At 26.8% G+C, this 15792-nt stretch carries 19 protein-coding genes and 3 pseudogenes; 12 read left to right on the top strand and 10 right to left on the bottom strand.

The genetic code is table 11. The annotated features are described in order from the left end of the window. Positions 1 to 69 precede the first annotated feature (69 nt). The 3 genes and pseudogenes from NR218_RS02745 (at position 70) to NR218_RS02735 (ending at position 1413) form a co-directional block, all read left to right on the top strand. Positions 70 to 687 (top strand): CadD family cadmium resistance transporter, encoded by a 618-nt coding sequence (locus NR218_RS02745; RefSeq protein WP_002454671.1) that lies wholly within the window; start codon positions 70 to 72, stop codon positions 685 to 687. An 18-nt stretch (positions 688 to 705) separates the two neighbouring features. Continuing rightward, the gene (locus tag NR218_RS02740; protein WP_002454672.1) at positions 706 to 1053 is read left to right on the top strand and encodes an ArsR/SmtB family transcription factor; all 348 of its coding nucleotides are present in this window, start codon (positions 706 to 708) and stop codon (positions 1051 to 1053) included. Between the two features lie 115 nt (positions 1054 to 1168). Beyond that, positions 1169 to 1413 (top strand): annotated as a pseudogene (locus NR218_RS02735) (hypothetical protein). A 353-nt stretch (positions 1414 to 1766) separates the two neighbouring features. Here the strand turns inward: NR218_RS02735 and NR218_RS02730 are convergent. The 3 genes and pseudogenes from NR218_RS02730 to NR218_RS02720 all read right to left on the bottom strand — a co-directional run. Next, the gene (locus tag NR218_RS02730) at positions 1767 to 1949 is read right to left on the bottom strand and encodes a hypothetical protein (protein ID WP_072291442.1); all 183 of its coding nucleotides are present in this window, start codon (positions 1947 to 1949) and stop codon (positions 1767 to 1769) included. Between the two features lie 32 nt (positions 1950 to 1981). Next, entirely contained in the window at positions 1982 to 2458 is a 477-nt protein-coding gene (locus NR218_RS02725) for a hypothetical protein (RefSeq protein ID WP_049434223.1), read from the bottom strand. A 922-nt stretch (positions 2459 to 3380) separates the two neighbouring features. Beyond that, positions 3381 to 3674, bottom strand: a pseudogene (locus NR218_RS02720) (RepB family plasmid replication initiator protein); the annotation flags it as partial. Between the two features lie 157 nt (positions 3675 to 3831). On the opposite strand from NR218_RS02720, the gene NR218_RS02715 reads away from it, so the two are divergent. Next, positions 3832 to 3918, top strand: a complete 87-nt coding sequence (locus tag NR218_RS02715; RefSeq protein ID WP_141768627.1) for a type I toxin-antitoxin system Fst family toxin — start codon at positions 3832 to 3834, stop codon at positions 3916 to 3918. A 431-nt stretch (positions 3919 to 4349) separates the two neighbouring features. On the opposite strand, the gene NR218_RS02710 is transcribed toward NR218_RS02715, so the two are convergent. The 4 genes from NR218_RS02710 to NR218_RS02695 form a co-directional block, all read right to left on the bottom strand. Beyond that, positions 4350 to 4832, bottom strand: a complete 483-nt coding sequence (locus NR218_RS02710) for a hypothetical protein (RefSeq protein ID WP_265883242.1) — start codon at positions 4830 to 4832, stop codon at positions 4350 to 4352. A gap of 28 nt (positions 4833 to 4860) precedes the next feature. Continuing rightward, a complete protein-coding gene (locus NR218_RS02705; protein WP_265883241.1) occupies positions 4861 to 5052 on the bottom strand; it encodes a hypothetical protein in 192 nt (63 codons plus the stop codon). Between the two features lie 478 nt (positions 5053 to 5530). Continuing rightward, complete coding sequence (locus tag NR218_RS02700) at positions 5531 to 6157, bottom strand: CPBP family intramembrane glutamic endopeptidase (RefSeq protein WP_072291440.1); 627 nt, start codon at positions 6155 to 6157, stop codon at positions 5531 to 5533. Between the two features lie 471 nt (positions 6158 to 6628). Further along, positions 6629 to 7240 carry a CPBP family intramembrane glutamic endopeptidase gene (locus NR218_RS02695; protein ID WP_072291439.1) on the bottom strand — a complete coding sequence of 204 codons (612 nt, stop codon included), beginning with the start codon at positions 7238 to 7240 and terminating at the stop codon, positions 6629 to 6631. A gap of 377 nt (positions 7241 to 7617) precedes the next feature. Here NR218_RS02695 and NR218_RS02690 point away from each other — a divergent pair, with 377 nt between their 5' ends. Next, positions 7618 to 7713, top strand: coding sequence for a type I toxin-antitoxin system Fst family toxin (locus tag NR218_RS02690; protein WP_000493114.1), 96 nt, complete (start codon positions 7618 to 7620; stop codon positions 7711 to 7713). Positions 7714 to 7867: 154 nt separating this feature from the next. Here NR218_RS02690 and NR218_RS02685 read toward each other — a convergent pair whose 3' ends face one another. Further along, positions 7868 to 9280: a PLP-dependent aminotransferase family protein gene (locus NR218_RS02685; RefSeq protein ID WP_000526300.1), complete on the bottom strand. Its 1413-nt coding sequence runs from the start codon at positions 9278 to 9280 to the stop codon at positions 7868 to 7870. Between the two features lie 98 nt (positions 9281 to 9378). Here NR218_RS02685 and NR218_RS02680 point away from each other — a divergent pair. From NR218_RS02680 to NR218_RS02655, 6 genes and pseudogenes are all read left to right on the top strand, one after another. Beyond that, positions 9379 to 10350 (top strand): annotated as a pseudogene (locus tag NR218_RS02680) (fatty acid desaturase). 4 nt (positions 10351 to 10354) lie between these two features. Then, positions 10355 to 10975 carry a LysE/ArgO family amino acid transporter gene (locus tag NR218_RS02675; protein WP_000941203.1) on the top strand — a complete coding sequence of 207 codons (621 nt, stop codon included), beginning with the start codon at positions 10355 to 10357 and terminating at the stop codon, positions 10973 to 10975. A gap of 43 nt (positions 10976 to 11018) precedes the next feature. Beyond that, positions 11019 to 11192, top strand: coding sequence for a hypothetical protein (locus NR218_RS02670; protein WP_000044738.1), 174 nt, complete (start codon positions 11019 to 11021; stop codon positions 11190 to 11192). Between the two features lie 128 nt (positions 11193 to 11320). Then, positions 11321 to 11422, top strand: coding sequence for a type I toxin-antitoxin system Fst family toxin (locus NR218_RS02665; protein WP_141768459.1), 102 nt, complete (start codon positions 11321 to 11323; stop codon positions 11420 to 11422). Between the two features lie 174 nt (positions 11423 to 11596). Next, positions 11597 to 12370, top strand: coding sequence for a hypothetical protein (locus NR218_RS02660; protein WP_071561003.1), 774 nt, complete (start codon positions 11597 to 11599; stop codon positions 12368 to 12370). A gap of 32 nt (positions 12371 to 12402) precedes the next feature. Then, a complete protein-coding gene (locus tag NR218_RS02655; protein ID WP_265848326.1) occupies positions 12403 to 13404 on the top strand; it encodes a nucleotidyltransferase in 1002 nt (333 codons plus the stop codon). 152 nt (positions 13405 to 13556) lie between these two features. Here NR218_RS02655 and NR218_RS02650 read toward each other — a convergent pair whose 3' ends face one another. Both NR218_RS02650 and NR218_RS02645 read right to left on the bottom strand, forming a co-directional pair. Then, the gene (locus NR218_RS02650; protein ID WP_265848325.1) at positions 13557 to 14327 is read right to left on the bottom strand and encodes an ABC transporter permease; all 771 of its coding nucleotides are present in this window, start codon (positions 14325 to 14327) and stop codon (positions 13557 to 13559) included. 1 nt (position 14328) lies between these two features. Next, complete coding sequence (locus NR218_RS02645; protein WP_002449258.1) at positions 14329 to 15024, bottom strand: ABC transporter ATP-binding protein; 696 nt, start codon at positions 15022 to 15024, stop codon at positions 14329 to 14331. A gap of 445 nt (positions 15025 to 15469) precedes the next feature. On the opposite strand from NR218_RS02645, the gene NR218_RS02640 reads away from it, so the two are divergent. After that, positions 15470 to 15724, top strand: coding sequence for a hypothetical protein (locus NR218_RS02640; protein ID WP_265848324.1), 255 nt, complete (start codon positions 15470 to 15472; stop codon positions 15722 to 15724). Positions 15725 to 15792: the final 68 nt, after the last annotated feature.

The following is a 15792-nucleotide window of genomic DNA, read 5'->3' as shown; positions in this document are numbered from 1 at the left end:
TTAAACCTATGATTATTTAAAAAAATAAGTTATAATACATTCAAAAATATTTTTGAATGAGGTGTAATTATGATTCAGACTATTGTAACTGCTGCTATTCTTTATATTGTGACAGCATTAGACTTATTAGTGATTTTATTAATGTTCTTTGCTAGAGCAAAGACTAGGAAAGAATATCGCGATATTTATATTGGTCAATATGTAGGATCTGTGACATTGATTGTCATAAGTTTATTCTTTGCCTTTGTCTTAAATTATGTTCCTGAAAAATGGATATTAGGATTATTAGGGTTAATACCGATTTATTTAGGAATTAAAGTGGCTATTTATGGTGATAGTGACGGAGAAGAGAGAGCTAAAAAAGAATTGAATGAAAAAGGATTGTCTAAACTAGTTGGTACGATTGCAATTATTACCATAGCAAGTTGTGGCGCTGATAATATAGGTGTATTTGTTCCCTATTTTGTGACATTAAGTGTTACTAATTTATTAATTACTTTGTTTGTCTTTTTAATTTTAATTTTCGTCTTGGTATTTACTGCACAAAAATTAGCTAATATTCCAGGAGTTGGAGAAATTGTTGAGAAATTTGGTCGTTGGATTATGGCTGTTATTTATATAGCTTTAGGTTTATTTATCATTATAGAAAATGACACTATTCAAACAATTTTAGGATTTATATTTTAATTTAGGGTGTGATTTTATATGAGCTATGAAAATGCTTGTGATGTGATCTGTGTACATGAGGATAAAGTTAACAATGCTTTAAGTTTTTTAGAAGATGATAAATCTAAGAAATTACTTAACATTTTAGAAAAGATTTGTGATGAGAAGAAATTGAAAATTATATTATCTTTGATTAAAGAAGATGAGTTGTGTGTTTGTGATATTTCTTTGATATTGAAAATGAGTGTTGCTTCAACTTCACATCATTTAAGACTTTTATATAAAAATGATGTACTTGATTTTTATAAAAAGGGAAAGATGGCATATTATTTTATTAAAGACGATGAAATAAGAGAGTTTTTCTCTAAAAATCAGAAGGGTTTTTGAAACGAGTGAAACGAGTTTCTTCTTGAACTTTGGTTTAAAGAAAATATTATTAAACACCGACACGTCGGTGTTTTAGTGTTCATGTGAATATTAAAAAATAATGGAGTGATAACACATGAACACATTCGTTTTCGGCGTGATTTTAAAGAGATTAGAAGAAAAAGGACTAATGTACACGAAGTATTCAATATGAGCGATAAACAGACTAAAAAAGACTTATTTGATGATTTATACCATTATGTCCGCTATACAAAGCCATGCGGTGCAGAATTAACGATGGTGGCATTAAATGCTGATGAATTGATGCACTACTTTGTATGCTGTTATATGGAACGTTATGCTTACAAATTGAACGCTTAACCGTTACGACATTTTGCAAATGTCGTGGAACTCAAAAAAGAGGTGACTGCAAATAGTCACCTCTTTTTTTACGTTTAATCTTCAAACTCTAAAGGTTGTACATACATTCTTATATAATAATCCTCAAGCTCATACAAAACATTCATAGCATTTAAATAATCATAGCCTTTAACACCACGTTTTTGTATAGACTTCCATTATTGTAAGCAATCTATACCATACACATCTTTAATTAAATCCACATAATCCTTACGACCAAAGCCCCTTAGGTTATTTTCTGCGAAAAAAAATAAGTGGCTAATTGCTAGCCACTAAGTTCAAATTCATAAATACTAAATAATAAAGTTCTTTCGTCATCTGTTTGTATTTGAGTTATAAATTATAGATGCTAATCCTAAAATGGCAACAAAAGCTACCAATAAATATACTGATAAATTATCAGTTTGAATATAAAATTTAAATAGTAAAAATGCTAAAAGTGCAACTATAAAATAAACAGGAATAAAAGATTTCTTCCAAAATATTGAATCTTTCATATAATCAACTCCTTAAATAGGAATTAAATTGACTAGAAGCATGAAGCCGCAGCACCAGTTGCTGTACCTAAAGCAGGAACTACTGAACCAGCACTAGCTCCACCTAAACCACCAGTTCCTGCACCACCGGCTGTGCCTAGTGCACATTTACCCCAATTAGTCTTTCTTTCTTGAGATGATTTAATTACTTGTACATCAAATCCATCTCCAGATTTTTTATATGCTAGTACAACCTCATTACCATTTTTATCAGTAGCATTTGTAGGCATTTGCTTTGTTTCTTTACCATCAGATAAAGTTAATTCGCTGTTTGAACTAACTGTACCCTTTATATTTTTATTGACTGATAAATGTAGTGTGCTTTCATTTTTTTGACTTAATTTGCCTATACCTTCTTGCTTTTCTGCTGCATGCGTTTGATTATGATCAGAAATTACAAATGGAGCAGCCACAGAACCTGTTACAATCGCAGTACTTAAAATTACTTTTGATAGAATGTTATGTTTCATAACTGAGATTTCTTTCAATTTATTTAATTAATTTTAGATTATCAAATTATTACGTAAATATAGTGAATATTTCTTAAATGTTATATCATAGTTCCAAACTGTATTTAATTTATTTTCAATTTCCAAAACATTTTCAAGGAGAATGTACCATAATATTATTTAATTAATAATTTATTAATTCGACAAAATTGCAAAGTACAGTTATAGAAGTGTGTGTAAAATAAAAAATTTATAAAGTTAATAATGTATGAGTTATACAAAGTGACTACCCATAACACTTTATTATGTTAACTAACTCAAAAGGCTTAAACATTGTTAGATCAACGTTTAAGCCTTTTGCTTATGATTATCATTTATACAGATTTTATACATCACTGGTCTGACACGTTTTCATTTGTTTTCATTAGTTAGTATCTTGTATCTTTATTCAAAATTCTAAATTAAAAATAAGAGTTACTTTTTTTTATCTAATTTTCTTCCTAAAGTTCCTAAGATACCACCTATTAGAAATAAAATTATAATGGAAATTAAGTTGACTAATTGATTATTTATATCTAGATTAGGCAAGATATACAAAGCATAAATTATAATAATAAATAAAAAAATGCTACCCATAATTATTCTGTTTTTCATAAGTATTCATCCTATATTATTTATTTTTTCTATTTTTCTTGTGATTTATTTTATAAAGTGTATTCATAAAAACTATAAACAAACCGATTACAGTAAAAATAATGTACAGTTTAAATCCAGTTCCAGTAAAAGTTTTTAAAGATGTGAATTTAAAAACAAAAAACACTATAAGAGCAAGTATTAAAGCATAAAGTATTGTAAAAAAATTATTGAAATATTTCATTATACAAAACTCCATTCTTGCGTTTTTTTGACTTTTATTTTAATAACGTAATTTATTGCTATTATTCTATTCTTTCCAATCAACTTCCAACTGTTTAGAAAATTCTTTTCTTTTTTCTTCAAATTGGGGATCATATTCTTCGTTTTGTATTTCTTGATGGTATGAACGTTCTTTTAACCATTGTGGTGTTTTCTCTCGGCTTATGAATTGTTTCTGTTTATCTATATCTTTCATTTGAGGTTGTCGTTTGCTATGAATACGTTTCTCAGCGTCAAAAGTAAATTCTAAGTATTCAATTTTGCGACCTTTTCTAGCTTTAATTTTATTAATATGTAAATTTATAAAGATAAACCCCAATTCTTTGGTTCTGTTGCAAACTTGAAAATTATATAATATAGATACAAAGAAATGAAAAATAATAAAATCCAACCGAATAATCTGTTGATATAATAGTATATAATTTACTGCTTTTGCATAACTTTGTATATTAATTTAACTTTGCAACAGAACCCTAGAAATTCTTGTTCACATCACAACCACAGTCATCAGTGGTTGTATTGTTGTGTTATTTACGCATTGGCTACGTAATCGCAACGATAAATAGGCGACTTTAGTCACACCTAAAAAATCCCCTTAACACAAAGTACTATATTAAACTTAAGATTAAATATTTATCTTTCAACTTTACAATAGAACCTAGACGAATATGATATATAACACATGTAAAAAGATTTTTACAAAACAAAAATTTATCATCATTACACGTAAACAAATAGAAACAACTCAGATACAATTCAAAAAATAAAAGTATCTTGTCTTCTAAAATATTAGAAAACAAGATACCTAATGCTAGTTAATTATTCTTAATTATTTTTTTTATAAAAAAAGCACCTAAAATAACGAAGATTACACCAAGTACTACATTCAATAACATATTATTACTTAATGAGGACAAAGTAGTAGTTAATATTACTACAAGGAATAAAATTAAAAAAACTAAAAATGTTTTTTTCATTTAGAAACACTCTCTCAAATTTATTGTGGAGCAAATGTTATATTTTCACTTCCGTGTGGTTTTCCATACATTATAATTCCATTCTTAGGTATAGCTTTACCTGCATAAGCATTAACTAATTGACTAGCAAAAGCACCTGCAACAGCAGAACCAATTCCAGCAGTTAAACCGCCTATAGCAGTGGATGCGGCTGTAACGCCACCTTGAACTAAAGTAGTTGCAAATTTATGAGATAAATATATATCTATACCTCCATCTTTACCAAAAGTTACTTTAGTAACTCCACCTTTCTTCGCTGCAAAAGTAGTTACTGCAGGAGTATTTTCATCATTTTTTAATCCTTGCTCTGCTAATATATTGTTTTCTTCTACAGAACTGACATATCTAACGAAGTTACCATTTTCATATCTAACATTATTCGTGTTTTTAATATCATGATTTGTTGTTTGTAAATCGGATTCTATCTCTCTCACATCTTTAGAAGTGGCATTTGTTTCATCCATAAATTTTTCTTTATTAAATAAATACTTTTTAATTAGTTTGATCCGCGTAAATATATTTCTCTGCATGAGATAATGAAGACTTACCATTTTTCAAGGCAACATTTTGTGAGTCAGAATAATTTGTTTCTGAAGCTTTAACATCATTAAATGGAATTAAAGTAAAAGTTAAAGTAGCAGTTCCTGCAAAGAAAAGAGATAAAAATTTATTTTTACTATTCAAAAATAAAACCTCCATTATATACTGCAAACATTCCAACATCCCAAATTAAAAATAACAATAAAAATATAACTTATCAACATATATATTTTTATCCTAAATTGCATTATTCCAATTTTTTATTGTTAGGAACAACAAATTTTTATATGTTGTTAAGTTGGTATTTTTTTGAAATTAATCCCAACAAATCACTAAGCAATTCGCTAACATGTAGCTTATTCCAGATAATAAGTTTTCTCGGTATAATAATGCTCTTTACTTTTTATTTACGTATGCCCTATTATGTCTAGCCTGCTTTCTTTCTTGCTCTTAATATTCTTTAGAAATTCTATTGCAAAATTAATTTGATAGTATAATTTTAGCAAAAAAGGAGTCTTTTGTATGAACTATCTCAGATGTAAATACTTTAAAAGGACATTATCACTTGATCATTAAAAGTATTTAAAAATTTTTAACATGAGTAAAATTCCTTAAAAGATTATTATATAAGTACACCTAAAATATTATTTAAAATATGTATTAAAATAGGAACTTCTAACCGTTGAGTTTTCATAAATGATACAACGTAAACGATACTAGAAAAACCAAAAATTAAATATTCCCAAATGTTAGTGGGATTATGAGCTAATGTAAAAAGAATAATAGAAATTATACAACCAATAATGGGAGCCCCTCTAAAAACACCTTTGATTATGAAACCTCTAAAAATACATTCTTCAATTATAGGCACAAATATACCGAAAGTTAATAACAAGAGAAATGTAGAAGCTCTAGAGGTCATAGTATCTAAAGTATTTTCATTACTAACAGAAGATAAATTAAGATTGATAATAAAATTAATTAGACACAATATAAAAATAGCAATAGTTACAACTATCCACTGTTTTTTGGTGATTAATTTCCATTGAAACAATTTAATTTTTAGTAACTTACATAATCCAAAAATACCTATGAGATAGACTACTGTGATTGAATAAAGTAAGAATTTATCGACGAAAACCACAAGTAAGATTTCAGCAGAAAATAGCAATAAAATAATAAAAAGCGATTGAATTAACAATATAATATAGGACTTATTAGATAAATTATATGTATTGTTTTTAGACATAATTATTTGATTCCTTTCTTTAATTCTATTTTTATTTACACATTTACCAAGGCAGATATATTTTCATTAATAAAACCCCATTATGACAACTATTCGACGAGTTTTAGATTCTTTAAGTAAGGATTTCGAGACTCAACGTTAACAAAGCAAATATGTTAATATTGCTTAAAAAAAGTGGCTATTTTGAATAAAAACACAGTGCTAGATAAAGGTTATTTTAAATATTTTCTTTTTATTTAGATTAACTTTTATATGTGGTTTAGAAAATTTATATATATTAATTCCATATACTATTTTAATAGTAATAAATGCTGTTTATTTAGTTGTTAAAGTGGTTAAGGGCAATAAGAATAATTCAAAGAATTAAAAGCGATTTGAAATGAGTTTCCTCTTGTCTTGATACTATATAGAAATAACGCTTTTTAAAAATAGGGATATATACTAATATATCAGTATTTTTCCTGTTTTTTGTTAAGTTAAGAATACATATAAATTATTCATTATGTGGATTATAATTGGTATTTCTAGCCTTTTAGTTTTATAGTAAATCACTGAGTAAATAACTGCTGGAAGTCCATAGATTATAAAGTCTGTTATGCTTGTGGGACCATGAGCAAAAGTAAATAAAAGTATAGAAATTATTACGCCTATACGTTGCTTTTTTTGAAATAGAACTTTAATAAATATTCCTCTACAAATACACTCTTCTATTATAGGTATCAAAATTCCAAGTGTTATTATTGCAATAATTAAATTCGAATGATCAACTAGATTGTCTAAACTTTCCTGGTTATTTGGTATAGGAAAAAAAGTAGTTAGTAAATAAGTTGTTATTTCGATAACAAGAAAGCTTATTATAATTAAAGCTACTTCATTACGTTTTAAAGGTTTGAAAGAAAATAAATTAAATTTAAATACATTACATAATCCTAGAGTTAATAGCAAACAAATTACACCTATTATGTAAAATGCGGGTTTGTTTAAGTATGTAAAAAGAAGGGCTTCACAAGTAAAAAATAATGTAACAACAATTATTGATTGCACTATGAGTGTAATTTGGCATTTATCTTCTAGTTTTTTCATCGTCTCACTCTCCATTTTAGATTTTAGAAAAGTGTTACTTCTTTACATAACGATCTGTGTTTTTTAGGGTTTTTAATTCAAGTTTTATTTATTCACTTGTTAAGGATAAATTTTCATTAATAACATACAAGATAGAATAAAACATATCTTTCTTTTGTTATTACTAGTAGATATCTAAGTTAGTAATCATTGTGAAAGAATAACAAGTTTTTTAGGCATTTTACTAAAATCAAGGTTATTATTGTTACTTTTTGATGTTTATTTAAACATAAAAATGACTTATCGGAAGTTATCTGTAACTCAATTATTAGAAATGATATAATACAAAAGTCGTCGTTCACTTCTGTGCTGTATTTAGCATGGAAGGAGGTGACATCATGTTCAGTACACTATTTGTAACTATTATAGCTCCTATCATAGTAGGAGTTATACTCACGTTATTTTCTCATTGGCTGAATAATCGTGAAAAGTAATTTAGCGACGACATATAGCTAATACACCAAAAGAGCCCGATAACTATTCGCAGTAGTTATCGGGCTCGGTGTTTATCATGTTAGTACACTATTTGTTAATCAAATTATAACACTGGTTAGTAGAGGAATGCAAAGTAAAGAAAGTTCTTAGGAATCAATTTCTAATTTTTTTAATAATATTACTTAATTTTTTTAAACTTCTATTAATATCATTCTCATCAATGTATGAGTAAGAAAATCGAATGTAGTTTTTGTAGTTAGAATCATATATTTCTCCAGGTTGTATAAGTATATTTTCTTTTATAGATTCATTAAACAATTTTTTTACGTTTATTGATATAGAGAACTCAAACCAAATATAAAATGATCCACTAGGGTCATTCCAACTACCATACATAGATAAATGAGTTTTTAGGGCGTCTATAAATATATCTTTACGTTTTTTTAATTCTAATTTTAATTCAGATATATGTTTTTCATGATAAGTATTTAGCCATTTTGTGGCAATATATTGTGATATAGAACTAGCACCATAGTCATTCTGCATTTTTAAATCAGATAAGTGATTAATTACATTTTTATCTGCTACTATCCATCCAATACGCAGACCAGGACTTACCGTTTTAGATAAACTTCCTAAATATAAAACATTGTCACTATTTTTCAAAGATTTCATGGGCATCGGTCTTTTTTCATCAAACCATAAATCAGAATATATACTATCTTCAACAATAGGTATTCCGTTTTTTTGACATTGATCTATAATTTTTTGCTTTTCTTCTTTAGTATAAGTATTTTGAGTAGGATTGTGTAAAGTAGGTATACAATAAAATATGCTGTTTTTGTAGTTACTACTTATTTTAAATATATTATTAATATTTCGCTTTATATAGTTGATTGATAAAGGGATCATTTTCGATTTGATATTATGCCAAGTACGTATGGAATTAATATAAGAAGGTGTTTCAATAATAATTTTAGATTGAGGAACTAATAATCCATCAGCTATTAGTTTTAATCCTTGAACAGCACCTGAAGTGATACATATGTTATCCACATCACATATGACTCCCCTTTTTTTCATATAATTTACTACTTCTAATCTAAGACTTAATTTTCCTTTTGGTTCCTCATAATTCGTTTGTATAGAGTCACTAATACTGTTTGATATTATTTCTTTGAACAAATGATTTGGAATTAACTTTGGAGATAACTCGCCAGTACCTAGACGTATAATATTAGGATTGAATTCTAATTCATTGATTCTTTGAATATAAAATTGGTTGCTTTTAGACATGCTGTTCCCTATATAATTTTGCCAATGAATATTACTTGTAATATAAGCATTCCATTTATATTGAGATACATAAACGCCTTTTTTTTCAATAGTTTCCAAAATACCATAACTTTTCAAAATATCTAATGACTGTATAACTGTAGATCTATTCACATTATAATATTGAGAAATTTCTCTTTGAGATGGTAATTTATCTCCTGATGATAATTCGCCATTGTTAATCTTATTAATAATATCATCTATTATCATTTTGTATTGAAAATTTCCCATACTTCTTCTCCTTAAATCTGGTTGGAATTTTATCTTTAATCTGGTAGTTTTTTAAAATTTCAGATTATTATAACATACAATCCAAAGGAGGGGTTATGATGTCACTGAAATTAGAAAAAGCAGTTTTTTCTAAAGAAATCAAAAAAGAATTAAAACCTTTGATGAAAAAAGATAACTATCATAATATTTTTGCTTTACTTTTTGATTGGTTGGTTATTTTTGGAAGTGCTTATTTAAGCATAACAACAGGAAATATATTTGTTTACCTGCTTAGTATTATTTTAATTGGAAGTCGAATGCGAGCTTTTGACAATTTAATGCACGAAGCATGCCATCGTTCATTATTTACGAATAAATTTTATAATAAGTGGATTACTTGTATTTTTATAGCATTCCCCATTTTTACAAGTTTTACTACATATTGTAATTCTCACTTTCAACATCATAGGAATTTATGGGATGAAGAAAATGATCCTGATACAAAAAGATATCGTATTGTTGGACTAGATAAGCCACAGGAAAACATCAATAAATTTATAAAAGATCACATTATAAAGGTGTTATTACTGTTTCATGTGCCAAAGTATATACTAGGTACGGTATCAGCTAACCTTTATAGTAAGGACATACCTAAGTCAGAACTTTGGACTAGAAATATTTTATGGTTGGTTTTGATATCAACATCTATAGTATTTAATTTTTGGTTTTACCTTATTATCTTTTGGTTTGTACCACTTCTTACAACTTTTCAAATTATTCGTTACTGGGCAGAAATGGCAGAACATTCAGGATTAAACAATGATACTGAATTAACAGCAAGTAGAAATACGTTTGGTATGCCTTAGACAATATTTTTATTTCACCCACATCATGATAATTATCACTTGGTACATCATTTATTCCCAGCTATTCCGCACTATAATTTAAAGAAGGCACACTCTATTTTGATGCAAGATAAAAAATATAGAGAAGCACATCATTGCACAGGATTTTTCAAAACTACATTACCAGGATTTTATAGTGTGGTAAAAGATATTTGTACACCCAATAGTAAAATGAAAGAGAGTTAGTATTATGTTGCAACCAATCGTACATGGTGTTTTATTAGCGCTAGGTCTAATTCTACCGTTAGGAGCACAGAATGTTTTTGTATTTAATCAAGGAGCTAATCAAAAGAAATTTACAAAAGCTTTACCAGTCATAATAACAGCTGGACTATGCGATACATTTTTAATAACAATTGCAGTTTTAGGCGTTTCATTGATTTTAATGTCTTTACCTACGTTGCAATTAGTTATATATATTATAGGCCTTATGTTTTTATTATATATGGCGTGGTCATTATGGAATGAAAAACCTAATAATTTAGAAAATCATGACTCTATGAGTGCTAAAAAGCAAATTGGCTTTGCTATATCTGTATCACTATTAAATCCTCATGCAATCATGGACACAGTAGGAGTAATTGGAACAAGCGCTTCTGTTTATTCAGGTTCAGAAAAATTCTTATTCAGTATTTCTACTATTATGATTTCATGGATATGGTTTATTTTATTAGCTGTATTAGGGAAGATTTTAGGATCTATAGATCAAACTGGAAAATATATAATAATTTTAAATAAGATATCAAGTTTTATTGTTATTGTAGTTAGTTTGATAATTGTGAAAAACATCTTACATTTAATTTTTGGTTAGATGATAAAAGAGGTATTTTTATAAAATGAAGGCGTGGTCTTAAATGTCTAAAAGAACAGATGCAGACAATTATGTTATCAAAAAATACGGAAATGATATCAAATTCATTCGAGAAAGTGGAGGCATCTTCTATTATGAAATTAGTACTTTCTGGAGTGGAAAGTTTACAATAAAAGTTAAAGATGGTTTTCTTGGGTGGAGTGATGAAAAACTATAAGTAAAATTAGCGTTATATAAAATTACTTATCGGAAGTTATCTATTATCCCTTATTCAGAGATGATATAATATACAGGTTGCCTATCTCTCAGGCGTCAATTTAGACGCAGAGAGGAGGTGCATATCAGATGGTCGAAGCTCTTGTTCACATCACGACCACAGTCATCAGTGGTTGTATTGTTGCGTTATTTACGCATTGGCTACGTACACGTAACACTAAGAAAAAATAGGCGATATTAGCCAACACCTAAAAATCCCCTCACTATTGCGAGTAGTGAGGGGATTGGTGCATATAATGCACGAAGCTCTTGTTATCTAAATTATAACACTGGTTAGTAGAGGAACGCAAAAAGTAAATTTTATATAATAGATATAGAAAGTGTAATATATGATAGGTGGTATTTATGACAAAAGAGAGAAAAGATACTATGGATAGTAAGTATAAAAAAGTCAATTGTGTAAATAAAATTAAAAAAATACTCTTTTATTTATCATTAATCTGTTCTTGTTTCGTTACATTTATTTTAGATAATGACTTTAAATATTTAATTATAGTACTCTACATAGTAGTATTAGTGTTTTTCTTTGCAATTGATACTATTTTAACAGTCTGGTTGATTCCTAAAGTAGAAAATATAAGAAAAACTCATTTACTATCGAATTCGTTTGGAATACCTTTAAATGATGAAAAAACTAAAGGTTACTATAATAATGAAAGTTCGCCATCTATATTTCGTTTAGGTTTAAATACTTTTGAGAATTCATTATTTTCTTTTGAAATTAGTAAAAAAATGTTACATAAAGAAAGATGTAAATCAATAATTTCTTTAACAATTTTGTTGTTTCTATTAATATTACGTTCAACTCATATAGAGTTACTTTTATTTATAATACAGCTGTTATTTGGTACTAATATAATAATTAATTGGATAAAATTAGAAAAATATAAAATTGAAACAGAAAAAATTTATAAAAAATTTCGATATATATATCTTATAAATACAAAAGACGAAGGAAAATTTAACGAAAAATTATCTAAAATACTAGATGTTACTATTGAATATGAAATTCTTAAAGCTAGAATGGGAGTAATGCTTTCGACAAAAATATTTAATGAGATTAATAAAAAAACATCAGAAGAATGGGAAAGTATAAAAAAAGATCTGAAATTGAAATAAATAATTATCTTTATTTATAAAGGAGAGATTTAATGGTAAAGACAGTAGAAGCAGCATTTGAAAAATTCTTAAAAGATTATGTGAGATTAGATAGAATTGAAACGGATAAAGCCTTAAAAAGTAGAGATTGGTTAGTAGAACAACAAATAAAAATATTTCCGGATAAAGAAGAAACGTTTCCGAATTTATATATTGAGAAGAATATATATTTTGGTTCTTTTGCTCGAAAAACTAAAATTAAATATTTAGATGATATAGATATAATGATTGCATTAAATGCAGAAAATGGATCTTACATTGAATATTTAGATAAAATTGAAATAATAGTTGATGAGAATGCAAATATGTTAAGAAAATTATGTTTTGATGATTCAAATAAACTTAATTCTAGAAAAGTAATAAATAAATTTATTGAGTTATTGAATAAGATACCACAATACGAATACTTAGAAATAAAGAGAAATCACGAAGCAGCTACTTTAAAATTATCATCCTACAAGTGGAATTTTGATATTGTTCCTTGTTTTTTCACTAAAAAAGATTTAAACGGAGATACTCACTATTTAATACCTGATGGTAATGGTAATTGGAAAAAAACTGATCCTCGAATTGAAAAAAGTATAATTTCAGACTTAAATCAAATTAATGGTGGAAAGCTATTAGATGTAATACGTATTATTAAATATTGGAATAAAAATAGTATGGCACCTACAATGCCTTCTTATTTATTAGAAGTAATAATATTAAATTATTATCAAGATAATAAAAGAATAAAACAACATATTAATTTAGAGATACCTAACGTTTTAAATTTTATTCAAGAGGAAATTTATAATATGATTTTTTCTCCGGATAATCCAGAAGTTGATATTAACATTTTGACTCAAGAAGAAAAATATAAAATATCTCAAAAAGCTATTGAACACTCTAAAATATCTCAAAATGCCATAAATTTTGCATTAAATCTTGATGATGAAAAAGCAATAGATGAGTGGCGAAAAGTATTTGGTAAAGATTTCCCGTTATATGGTTAATGAATAAGAAAATATAGATTTGTTGCACAAGTATGATAAAATATTTTAAAATTAATTTTGTTATTTTTAAGTACATTCAAAACCCCCTCACAATAATAATAGTGAGGGGGGGTAGTATATTATTTGTTAATCACAAAATACATTGAACTTATTTAGATATTTTTCTTTCTGAAGACAAATACTACAAGAATTAAGAAAATAAATATATAAACAATATTACCAATAAATAATTCATGTAATTCTAATTTTGTAATTTTTTTAAAGCTTTTATCAATAATTTGAACCATGATATTCATCATGTTAATTGGATTCCATTTTAACCATTCCCATTTATCAATAACAATTGTTAATAAACCAGATAAAATAGAAGTAGCAAAATAAAAGACAATGCCGACTGCAATAGAAACACCTGGACTTTTCATTGCACATGAGATTAATAAAGTGATGCTTAAAACTAACCAAGTTCCAATAAATGTACCTAATCCAGTTAATAACATTTTACTTAATAGTGATAGTTCATCACCTTTACTCTCAAGTAAATTAATATCGTTAAAGAAAATAGCCCATAAAACAATAGCTATAGCTATTGTAATAATAAAATAAATTAACGAAAAAATAATTAAGGTTACGATTTTACTAATAATGATACTTGATCTTGTATATTTACGGTAAAGCAGATTTTTAATTGTACCATGATAAAATTCCATTGAAATGATTGTACTTGCTTGAATGATTAATAAGAAGATTAACCATGAAAATCCACTAAATGCTGATGAAATAGCTAATTTTGGAGAAAAAACGTCATCATAATTTTTAGAAACTACTGCTTGAGCAAGCATTAATATTATAATAATAATAGGGATAATATATGTTGACTTCTTTTTAAATAACTTGAAACACTCTTGTTTGATTAGCGTACTCATTTTATGATTGTTCCTCCTTATCTATAATATCTAATAATACATTTTCTAAATCATTATCCTCGTATTTATTTAATTCTTCTTCTGTAGTTTCTGTTACAATTTTCCCTTTATTGATAATAAAGATAGAATTGGTGATTTTTACTAATTCACTTAAGATATGACTAGAAATTAAAAAAGTAACGCCCTCTTGTGCTTTTTTAATGATAAGTTCTCTAACATCCCGTACAGCTTTAGGATCCAACCCATTCATAGGTTCGTCTAAAATAATTAATTGAGGTTGATTCAAGAAAGCTATTGCGATACCTAATTTTTGTTTCATACCAAGGGAGTATGTTTTTGCTTTATTATGTATATACTCATTCATTTTAAGTTGTGAGACAATGGTATCAATGTCATTAGAATTTTTAGATTCATTTAAAAGCTTTAGATTGTCATAGCCTGACATGAATGGATATATTCCTGGACTTTCAATTAATGCGCCAATATTACTTTTTTTATGTTTATTTTCAATAACATCAAATTGTCCTTTTTGATAGCTTGAATAACCCAATATAACTTTCATTAAAGTTGTTTTACCTGCTCCATTAGCTCCTACAAGACCAGCAATTTGACCCCGATCTAACTTTAATGAAACATCTTCAAGAATAGTTTTTTTACCTATCTTTTTGGTTAAATGTTCTACTGTTAAAACATTCATATGATAATCTCCTTTTAAGTTATTAAAATTTTTTATAAATCTAAACTTAATTTATCATAAAAAAGAACTAAGTTAAATTTTCATAAAATAACATCGATATAAAATTGCGAGATATTGTAGGTTATAGGTACGCCCTAATCAAACAAAATAAGTCATTGAAATTATTGTGGTTAGTACTTTACTTGTTATATGAGAATAAGTTTATCTAATAAATAAGAAGATAGTAGGCTGTTGAAATGATACAAAGCTCCTTTTTTAGTAATAAGAAGTTTATCCCAATGTAGTACATTGATTTTGGTTTAAAGATTACATTTAAAATTCATGATTATATACCAACCATTCGACAAGTTTTTGGTTTATTAAGTGTTCCGAAGCACAACGTCAATAAAGCAATTGGAATAAAGCAATTAACTTTGATAATATATTAAAAAAAAGGGGGGATATCTTGAGTAAATTTTTAAAATATTTAATTTCTGCTATTCTTTTTGCAATTGGGACGTTTATTTTAATTTTTATTTTTGATTATCTAAAATTAACTCCTAATGATAGCGGTTTTCTTGGTAATTTAAGTAATTTGGAATTGTTTTCTTTCTTTAATACACCAGAGTTCAATGGTCTTTTTGTCTTATGTTTATTTGTTTCTGTTTTAATTCTTATTTTTGGTTTGTTGAGTAGTTTAAAAAAAGAAAGTGAATCTTAGGATTTGCTTTCTTTTTTATTTTTAGAAAAGAGTTGAAAACGAGCTACTTCTTGTCTTGATACTATATA

It is taken from the genome of Staphylococcus sp. SUC_1.2, from assembly GCF_026222585.1.
This window is presented reverse-complemented; position numbering and strand designations above follow the sequence as displayed.